The following is a 9177-nucleotide window of genomic DNA, read 5'->3' on the forward strand; positions in this document are numbered from 1 at the left end:
GTCAGGACTTGCGGACCGCCTTGTCCAGCTTCTCGAGTGCGTCGTCGAGCTGGGCTTCACACCGCTTCGCCAGGTCGCTCTCCTGCTGATAGAGCAGCCCGTAGGTGAAGGTGTCCTCGCCGGCGGCGTGCGCCAGCTCGGCCTGCTTGCTCAGGTGCGCACGGCTGACCACGCTGTCCTGGTGATCACCCAGCAAGCTCTGGATCGCCTTGGCGGTCTCGGCCACCTTCTTCGCCCCGGTGGCGGCCGCGGTGTAGCGGAGTTGTTTCGCGCGCTTGCGGATCCGGTGTAGCGCTTCGTCGGTATCGGCCCCGGTGTCGTCGACGGCGGCGTGAGCGGCCTTGGCGGCCTTGCGGACCCGCTTGTACGCCGAGCCCAGGTTGGCTTCGGCCGGTTCCTCACCGGGCTGTGATGGCGGAGGTTCCGCGGCCACCAGCGCGTCCAGGGCATCCAAGAGGCGGAAGTAGCGCGGGGAGCGGACCGCCGTCAGCGATCGTTTCCACCCGTTCTTGTAGCGCTTCTTGGCGCCGTCGACGAGCCGCTCCCGCACCGGGCCCCGAATGTTGTACTCCGGTAGGTCGTCCAGCGCGTTCTCGAATCGCTCGGCGAGTACTTCCGCGTCGCGCGCCACGCCGAGGACCCCGGCGAGCTCGCGCAGTTCGTCGAGGATCCACTCGTCGTCGGTGATGCCGAACGACCCTTCCGACGACTGCAGCAGGCTGCGGATCTTGCGGGTCGTCACCCGCATCTGGTGGACCGAGTCGTAGCTGTCCTCCCGCAGGGCGCGGTCCCACTCGAGCAGTTGCTCGACCTGCTCGGCCACCGCCCGGTGCAGGGGGTCCGTGGAAGCGGCGGGAGCCTCGTCCGCGTCACCCTCACCGTCGGCCGGCTCACTCGAGGCGAGCACGCGGGCAAGCTTGGAACCGTGCCCGGCCGGCTGCGCGCCGGCATCCAGCAGTCGGTTGGTCAACCGGTCGAACAACTCAGGGTCGGTGGCCTCGACCAGCTCCAGCTCCCATTCACGCCAACGTTGTTCGTCGCCGCCCTCGGCGCTGGCGGTGACCTGGTCGTCGCAGAACTCGGCGAGGGCCCCACCGTCGGGGCCGTAGAGCATCTCGACGCTGCGGGAGGTACTGATGCGTGCCACCGGCGCGAGCGGCCGGTCCCGCACGATCGCGAGCACGACATCGCGGAGGCTCTCCGGCACCACCGCATCGGCGGGATCGGCAGCCGCGTCGTCGTCCAGCGGCGCGCGCACCTCGGTGCGTGTGTCAGGTCCGGCAGGCAGTTTCAGATGCCAGCCCGCGTCCGAACCCCCGGTTCGGCGCCGCAACGTGATCCGGTGCCGGGCAAGATCGCGACCCGGTGTGTCGAAGTAGACAGCGTCGAGTTGTTGTGACGGCGACCGCTCCACGCGGGCGATCGCGGACAGGCCGTCGAACGAGGGCGTCACGGTGGACTCGACGACCTCGAATTTGCGCTCGGTCTCCGTGTACCTGGAGTTTTCGGGCGATGTGGCGGCCATGGTCCCCTTTGTTTCGGCTACGCGGGTGGGTGATTTCAGAAAGCCAAGAGTGCCATATCCAGGTGAACGGATATCGGGGTCGAAAGGGCGCGCGGGGCGGGTGGTGTCACGATTTCCCGCATCCTGCTCTTAGAATCGTCTTATGAACCGGGAAGCAGCCCTGGTTGCGGATGGCACCGCCCAGATGAAGATCGAGGACTACCTCGACCCTGAAGGCAACATCGCCATACCCGACGGTGTCACGCTGACATCGTTTCTGGACCGCAATGTCGCCGAACTCGGTGCCACCCCCGCATACCGGTACCTCGACTTCGATCGTGACCGCACCCTCGAGCTGACCTGGACGCAGCTGGGAACGCGCCTGCGGGCCGTGGGGTCCCGGCTGCAGCAGGTCACCCAGGCCGGAGACCGAGTCGCGATCCTGACCCCCCAGGGCGTCGACTACGTCGTCGCGTTCTTCGCCGCGATCCAGGCGGGAACCATCGCCGTGCCGCTGTTCGCGCCCGAACTCCCGGGGCACGCGGAGCGGCTCGACGCAGTGCTGGGTGATGCCCGCCCGTCGGTTGTCCTGACGACGACCGAGGCCGCAGCCGGTGTGCGGGAGTTCCTCCGCACGCTGCCCCGTGATCGGCGACCCCGGGTGATCGCCGTCGACGCGGTGCCCGACGCCGTCGGCGCCGCATTCGTCCCCGCACCGTTGCAGACCGACGCGGTGGCCTACCTGCAGTACACCTCGGGTTCCACCCGTACCCCTGCAGGTGTCGAGATCACCCACCGGGCGGCATGCACCAACGTCGTGCAGATGATCCTGTCGGTCGGCCTGGACCACAACATCCGCAGCGTCAGCTGGTTGCCGCTGTTCCACGATATGGGCCTGCTGATGATCATGTTCCCGGCGCTGGCCGGCGGTCACATCACGTTGATGTCGCCGGTGGCGTTCGTGCGTCGGCCCTACCGCTGGATCCGCGAACTCGGCGCCTCGGACCGCAGGACCTTCGCCGCCGCACCCAACTTCGCGTTCGAGCTGGCGGCCCAGCGTGGGCTGCCGCCTGCCGGCGACGCGCTCGACCTCAGCAACGTCGCGGGCCTGATCAACGGGTCTGAACCGGTGAGCATCACCTCGGTCGACAAGTTCACCGCCGCCTTCGCGCCGTACGGCCTGAACCCGGCCGCGATCAAGCCGTCCTACGGCATGGCCGAGGCCACCCTGTTCATCTCCACCACCTCGCACGACGCCCGCCCGGAAGCCATCCACCTCGACCGCGACGAGCTGGGCGCGGGCCGCGCGGTCCGGGTCCCGGCGGACCATCCGAACGCGCTGGCGCAGGTGTCCTGCGGCAAGATCGCGCGCAGCCAGTGGGCCGTGATCGTCGACCCGGCCACCGACGCCGAGGTTCCCGACGGCAGGGTGGGTGAGATCTGGCTGCACGGCGACAACGTCGGGCGCGGGTACTGGGGACGTCCGCACGACACCGAGCTGACATTCCAGAACAAGGTGCAGTCCCGCCTGCTGCACGGCAGCCACGCTGAGGGCAGCGGCGAGCGCGCGCTGTGGATGCGCACCGGCGACCTCGGGGTCTACCTCGACGGCGAGCTGTACATCACCGGTCGGATCAAGGACCTCATCATCGTCGACGGGCGCAACCACTACCCGCAGGATGTGGAGGCGACCGTCGCCGAGGCGTCCAAGGCGGTGCGCGCGGGATTCGTGGCGGCGTTCTCGGTGCCGGGTGACGGACGCGAAGAAGTGGTGATCGTCGCCGAACGTGCCGTGGGTGCCGGGCGCGCCGACGCGGGCCCGGTCCAGGAGAGCATCCGCGCGGCGGTGTCCCGCCGCCATGCCGTGCCGGTGGCCGAAGTGAAACTCGTTGCAGCAGGGGCGATTCCCCGTACCACGAGTGGCAAGCTGGCGCGCAGGGCGTGCCGCGACAAGTATCTCGACGGCGGCCTCTGAGCCCTGGCGGGCGCAGGCAGATACTGTCTTCTGACTGTGACCGATTACCAGACCATCATCTTCGAGCAGTCCGGTGCCGTTGCCCGGATCACGCTGAACCGGCCCGAGGCCGCAAACGGCATGGACGACACCATGACTCGTGAGCTCGCCGACGTCGCGGCCCGCTGTGACAAAGCCGGAACCAAAGTCGTGGTCCTCTCCGGCGCCGGACGATTCTTCTGCGCCGGCGGAGACCTGAAGGCGATGGCGGCGTCCCCGCTCGGGCCCGGACGGTTCGTCAAGGGCATCGCCGACGACCTGCACCGGGCCATCTCGACGTTCGCCCGCATGGATGCGGTGCTGGTCACCGTCGTCAACGGCACCGCCGCGGGCGCGGGATTCTCGCTGGCCGCCGCCGGTGACCTGGTGGTCGCAGCCACCTCCGCCACGTTCACCATGGCCTACACGCGGGCCGGCCTGAGCCCGGACGGCAGCGCCTCCTACTACCTGCCCAGGCTGATCGGGATACGCCGGAGCCACGATTTGATGCTGACGAATCGGCGGCTCACCGCGGACGAAGCCATGCAGTGGGGTCTGGTGAACTACGTCGTCGGCGACGCCGAACTCGGTTCCTTCACCGACACACTGGTGACCGATCTGGCCGTCGGTGCCACGCACTCGCACGCGGCGGTCAAGAAGCTGCTGCTCGCCACGTTCGACAACGGCATCGAGACCCAGATGGAACTCGAGGGACGGTTGCTCGCCGCCAACGCCGACGGACCCGACGGCAGGGAAGGCATCGACGCGTTCCTGACCAAGCGCAAGCCCGAGTTCGGCTGACCTAGAAGGAGTGCTCCTCGGCGGGGAAGACGCCGGTGGCGACTTCCTGGGCGTACTCGGTGGCGGCCCGGCGCAATTCGTCGCCTACGCCGCCGAAGCGTTTCACGAACCTCGCGGTCCGTCCCGCCGTGAGGCCCGCCATGTCCTGCCACACGAGGACCTGCGCGTCGCAGTTGGGTCCGGCGCCGATGCCGACGGTGGGGATCGTCAACTTGCCGGTGATCTGGGTGGCCAGTTCAGCAGGCACCATCTCCATCACGACCGCGAACGCGCCCGCTTCCTGCACCGCGATCGCATCGTGGATCGTCTGCTCGGCGGCGTCGCCGCGGCCCTGCACACGGAACCCGCCCAGGCCGTTCACACTCTGCGGCGTGAACCCGATGTGTGCCATGACCGGGATGCCTGCGGCGGTGATCGCGGCGATCTGCTCGGCCACGCGCTCACCGCCCTCCAACTTCACGGCGTGGGCGCCGGTTTCCTTGAGGAATCTGGTTGCGGTGGCCAGCGCCTGCGCCGCGCCACCTTCGTAGCTGCCGAACGGCAGGTCGGCCACGACCAGCGCGTGCGGAGCGCCCCGCACCACCCCGCGCACCAGCGGGATCAGCTCGTCGACCGTCACCGGCACCGTGGTGTCGTAGCCGTACACCACGTTGGCGGCGGAGTCGCCGACCAGCAGCACCGGGATCTGTGCCTCGTCGAACACCGCGGCAGTGGAGTAGTCGTAGGCCGTCAACATGGCCCACTTGTGCCCCTCGGCCTTCCATTTGTGCAGGTGGTGGGTGCGCACCTTGATGCGCGGTTTCGATGCTGCTTCGGAAGCGGAAGGAGAATCGGCGACAGCACCATAAACGGTCTGCTCGGACATCATTGTCCCCTCGACGGGTGGGTCTCTTCGAATCCTCGAGGCCGGAAAGGGTCCCCGGGTTTCGCTGACCGTTCCAAGTCTGCCACCATGGCGCCGGAAGTTGAACGGCTACGTTGAGTGGATTTGCTCACACCCGCTCCTACCACGCCTAACATCGGCGACATGCAAAGGCTCAGCGGGCTCGACGCCAGCTTCCTGTATCTCGAAACAGCCACCCAACCGCTGCACGTGTGCTCGATCCTGGAGCTCGACACCTCGACGATGCCGGGCGGCTATACGTTCGACCGCTTCCGCGACGGCCTTACACTGCGGATCAAGGCGATGCCGGAATTCCGGGAGAAGCTCGCCGACAACCGATTCAATCTCGACCACCCGGTGTGGGTGGAGGACAGGGACTTCGACGTCGACCGCCATGTCCACCGCATCGGTTTGCCGTCGCCTGGCGGGCGCATCGAGCTCGCCGAGATCTGCGGCCACATCGCCGCGTTGCCGTTGGACCGGACCCGGCCACTGTGGGAGATGTGGGTGATCGAGAACGTCGGCGGCACCAGCAACGACACAGCCCACGACGGGGGCCGCATCGCCGTGATGACGAAGGTGCACCACGCCAGCGTCGACGGCGTGACCGGGGCCAACCTGATGTCGAAGCTGTGCTCGACCGAACCCGACGCGCCGCCGCCCGATCCGGTCGACGGGCCGGGGGACGCGAGCGATCTGGAGATCGCGATCAGCGGCGCGCTGAAGTTCGCGACGCGGCCGCTGAAGCTGGCCAATGTGGTGCCGATGACGGTGTCGACCGTGATCGACACCGCAAAGCGGGCCCGCAACGGCAGCACGATGGCCTCACCCTTCGCGGCGCCGCAGACGTCCTTCAACGCCAACGTCACCGCACATCGCAACATCGCCTTCGCCCAACTGGATCTGGACGACATCAAGAAGGTGAAGAGCCACTTCGGGGTGAAGGTCAACGATGTGGTGATGGCGTTGGTGGCGGGTGTGCTCCGCAAGTTCCTGCTGGACCGTGGCCAGCTGCCGGAAAACTCCCTGGTCGCCATGGTCCCGGTGTCGGTGCACGACAAATCCGACCGCCCCGGGCGCAACCAGGTGTCGGGGATGTTCTCCCGCCTCGAGACCAGCGTCGAGGATCCCGCCGACCGGATCAAAGCCATCGCGGATGCGAATTCGGTTTCCAAACAACACAGTTCGGCGATCGGCGCCACCCTGCTGCAGGACTGGACGCAGTTCGCCGCACCCGCGGTGTTCGGCGTCGCGATGCGGGTCTATGCCAGCAGCAGGCTCAGCGGAGCCAGGCCTGTGCACAACCTGGTGCTGTCCAATGTGCCCGGCCCGCAGATGCCGCTGTACATGCTGGGCTGTGAGGTCGAGGCGATGTACCCGCTGGGTCCGATATTCCACGGGTCCGGCCTGAACATCACCGTGATGTCGCTCAACGGCAAGCTGGATGTGGGCATCGTGTCGTGCCCGGAGTTGCTGCCCGACCTGTGGAGCATGGCCGACGATTTCCAGGCCGCGCTCGACGAACTCCTCGTCGCCGCCGGGTGAGCGCACCCGGCGCGAGATAGCTGCCTCGCCAGCGACGATGCAGCTCCATGGCAGCATGTGTTCCCATGAAGCTCAAGTCCGGCGCGGTGCGGTCCGCCCTTCTGCTCACCTGTGCGCTGTTTCTGGTCGCCGGGTGCAGCAAGGTGGTGGAGGGACGCGCACTGATCTCGGTGCCCCGGCCCGGCACGCCCATCGAGTGGGCCCCCTGCGAGGCTGGGCCGTCCGAGGTGCCGCGCGCGCTGGTCGGTGCCGAATGCGGAATGCTGTCCGTGCCGGTCAACTGGGACAACGCCGACAACCCGCAGGCTGAGGCCGCCCTCATCGCGATGATCCGGTTCCCGGCCACCGGCGACAAGATCGGCTCGCTGATCATCAACCCGGGCGGTCCCGGCGAGTCGGGTGTCCAGGCGGCCGCGTCGATGGCGACGACGCTGCCCGAGGCGGTGCGGCAACGGTTCGACCTCGTCGGGTTCGACCCCCGCGGAGTGGCGAACTCCTCGCCGGCGCTGTGGTGCAACAGCGACGCCGACAACGACCGGCTGCGCGCCGACAACGTCGTGGAATACACCCCGGAAGGGGTGGCCCACATCGAGAAGGAGACCAAGGAGTTCGTCCAGCGCTGCGTGGACAAGATGGGCAAGGAGTTCCTCGCCAACGTCGGAACCGCCAGTGTGGTGCGGGATCTCGACGCGATGCGCGAGGCGCTGGGCGACGAGAAGCTGACCTACCTGGGGTACTCGTACGGCAGCCGGATCGGCGCCGGATACGCCGAGACCTATCCGGAGCGGGTGCGCGCGATGATCCTCGACGGCGCCATCGACCCCAACGCCGACCCGGTCGAGGCCGACGTACGCCAGGCCGAGGCATTCCAGCAGGCCTTCGACGACTACGCCGCCGACTGCGCCAAGGACGCGGAGTGCCCGCTGGGCACCGACCCCGACAAGGCGGTCGACGTCTACCGCTCCCTGGTCAACCCGCTGGTGGACAACCCCGCCGAGACCAACGATCCGCGGGGCCTGAGCTACAACGACGCGATCGTCGGAACCATCCTGCCGCTGTATTCGCCCAATCTGTGGCGGCACCTCACCGAGGCGCTCGGCGAGCTCGAGGAGGGCAGGGGAGACACCATGCTGACGCTGTCCGATCTGTACATGGGCCGCAACCCGGAAGGGGAGTACACCAACGCCACCGATGCGCGCGTCGCCGTCAACTGCGTCGACAAGCCGGCGATCACCGACCGGGAGACTCTCGTCGAGCAGGACCGCCGCATCCGCGAGGCCGCGCCGTTCATGAGCTACGGCGAGTTCACCGGGTTCGCGCCGATGCCGACGTGTGGCTTCTGGCCGGTCCCGCCCACCAGCACGCCGCACGAACTCGAGGTTTCCGGGCTTCCGCCGGTCCTGGTGGTCTCGACCACCAACGATCCGGCTACCCCGTATCAAGCCGGCGTCGACCTCGCCGAACAGTTGGGCGGCACGCTGCTGACCTACGAGGGCACCCAACACACCGTCGTGTTCAGCGGTGAGTCGTGTGTCGATGACATCGCGTCGCAATACCTCATCGACGTGACCGTCCCGCCCGAGGGCACACGGTGCTGACCATCTCGGCCGTCGGGAAGCCGACCTGGCCGAGCTGCTGCCGATGCTGCGCAGCTACTGCGACTTCTATCGGGTCGACCCGTCCGACGAGAAGCTCGAGGCCCTGTCGCGGGCACTGATCGCCGACGACGACGAAGGGGTGCAGCTCATCGCGCGCGACTCCGACCGCACCCCGGTGGGTTTCGCGACGATCTACTGGACCTGGCAGACCCTGCACGCCGCCCGTGTCGGTGTGCTCAACGACCTGTAGGTCACCCCCGAGGCGCGCAACGGCGGCACCGGGCGGGCGCTGATCGCGCACAGCCTTGCGTTGTGCCACGACCGCGGAGCCGAGAAGCTGGTCTGGGAGACCGCCCCCGACAACGAGGCGGCGCAACGGCTCTACGACGGAATCGGCGCCGAGAAGTCGACCTGGCTGACCTACGAGCTGGACGCCTGATAACGGCCTGATCACCTTTGCGTTCCGGCAGCGCCCGGTGGCCCGCCCACGTGCAACCATGACTGCCATGCGGCGGCTGGGACGAGTGCTCGCGGCGATGACCGCCGCGGTGACGGTGTTGTCCCCGGCGGCGGCAGCGACGCCGCAGTCCCCTCAGGATCCGTCGTACTTCACTGCGCCCGTGTGGAGTTCGTGCGCGGACTTCGTCGACGACGTCTCGCGGCTGCCCACCGCCCAGTGTGGCACCGTCGCCGTGCCGGTGGACTACGCGAATCCGCAAGGCGCTGCGGCGCAACTGGCGGTCATCAAGGTGCCCGCCACCGGCCCGCGCCTCGGGGTGCTCGTCGTCAACCCGGGCGGACCGGGCGCGTCGGCGGTCGACGCCGTCGCCGGCATGGGCGCCGCGCTGGCGGG

At 68.2% G+C, this 9177-nt stretch carries 8 protein-coding genes and 1 pseudogene; 7 read left to right on the forward strand and 2 right to left on the reverse strand.

All coding sequences use genetic code 11. The features are described from left to right. Position 1: 1 nt before the first annotated feature. Positions 2 to 1525, reverse strand: coding sequence for a CYTH and CHAD domain-containing protein (locus tag WA944_RS01745; protein WP_526372879.1), 1524 nt, complete (start codon positions 1523 to 1525; stop codon positions 2 to 4). A 184-nt stretch (positions 1526 to 1709) separates the two neighbouring features. Between WA944_RS01745 and WA944_RS01750 the strand changes: the two genes are divergently transcribed. Beyond that, entirely contained in the window at positions 1710 to 3479 is a 1770-nt protein-coding gene (locus tag WA944_RS01750; RefSeq protein WP_526372891.1) for a fatty acyl-AMP ligase, read from the forward strand. Positions 3480 to 3515: 36 nt separating this feature from the next. Further along, on the forward strand, positions 3516 to 4298 hold the full coding sequence (locus WA944_RS01755) for an enoyl-CoA hydratase/isomerase family protein (protein ID WP_526372878.1): 783 nt from the start codon (positions 3516 to 3518) through the stop codon (positions 4296 to 4298). Between the two features lies 1 nt (position 4299). Here WA944_RS01755 and panB read toward each other — a convergent pair whose 3' ends face one another. Beyond that, a complete protein-coding gene (gene panB / locus WA944_RS01760) occupies positions 4300 to 5163 on the reverse strand; it encodes a 3-methyl-2-oxobutanoate hydroxymethyltransferase (protein ID WP_526372877.1) in 864 nt (287 codons plus the stop codon). Between the two features lie 162 nt (positions 5164 to 5325). On the opposite strand from panB, the gene WA944_RS01765 reads away from it, so the two are divergent. The 5 genes and pseudogenes from WA944_RS01765 to WA944_RS01785 all read left to right on the forward strand — a co-directional run. After that, the gene (locus WA944_RS01765; RefSeq protein ID WP_526372875.1) at positions 5326 to 6726 is read left to right on the forward strand and encodes a WS/DGAT/MGAT family O-acyltransferase; all 1401 of its coding nucleotides are present in this window, start codon (positions 5326 to 5328) and stop codon (positions 6724 to 6726) included. A 65-nt stretch (positions 6727 to 6791) separates the two neighbouring features. Next, entirely contained in the window at positions 6792 to 8324 is a 1533-nt protein-coding gene (locus WA944_RS01770; protein ID WP_526372874.1) for an alpha/beta fold hydrolase, read from the forward strand. 43 nt (positions 8325 to 8367) lie between these two features. Then, positions 8368 to 8574 carry a hypothetical protein gene (locus WA944_RS01775; protein ID WP_526610809.1) on the forward strand — a complete coding sequence of 69 codons (207 nt, stop codon included), beginning with the start codon at positions 8368 to 8370 and terminating at the stop codon, positions 8572 to 8574. A 60-nt stretch (positions 8575 to 8634) separates the two neighbouring features. Next, on the forward strand, positions 8635 to 8763 hold the full coding sequence (locus tag WA944_RS01780; protein WP_526610806.1) for a hypothetical protein: 129 nt from the start codon (positions 8635 to 8637) through the stop codon (positions 8761 to 8763). Positions 8764 to 8821: 58 nt separating this feature from the next. Beyond that, positions 8822 to 9177: pseudogene (locus WA944_RS01785) on the forward strand (alpha/beta hydrolase); the annotation flags it as partial.

The sequence above is a fragment of the Mycobacterium sp. genome (assembly GCF_049683355.1).
In the GTDB taxonomy this organism is placed as follows: domain Bacteria; phylum Actinomycetota; class Actinomycetes; order Mycobacteriales; family Mycobacteriaceae; genus Mycobacterium.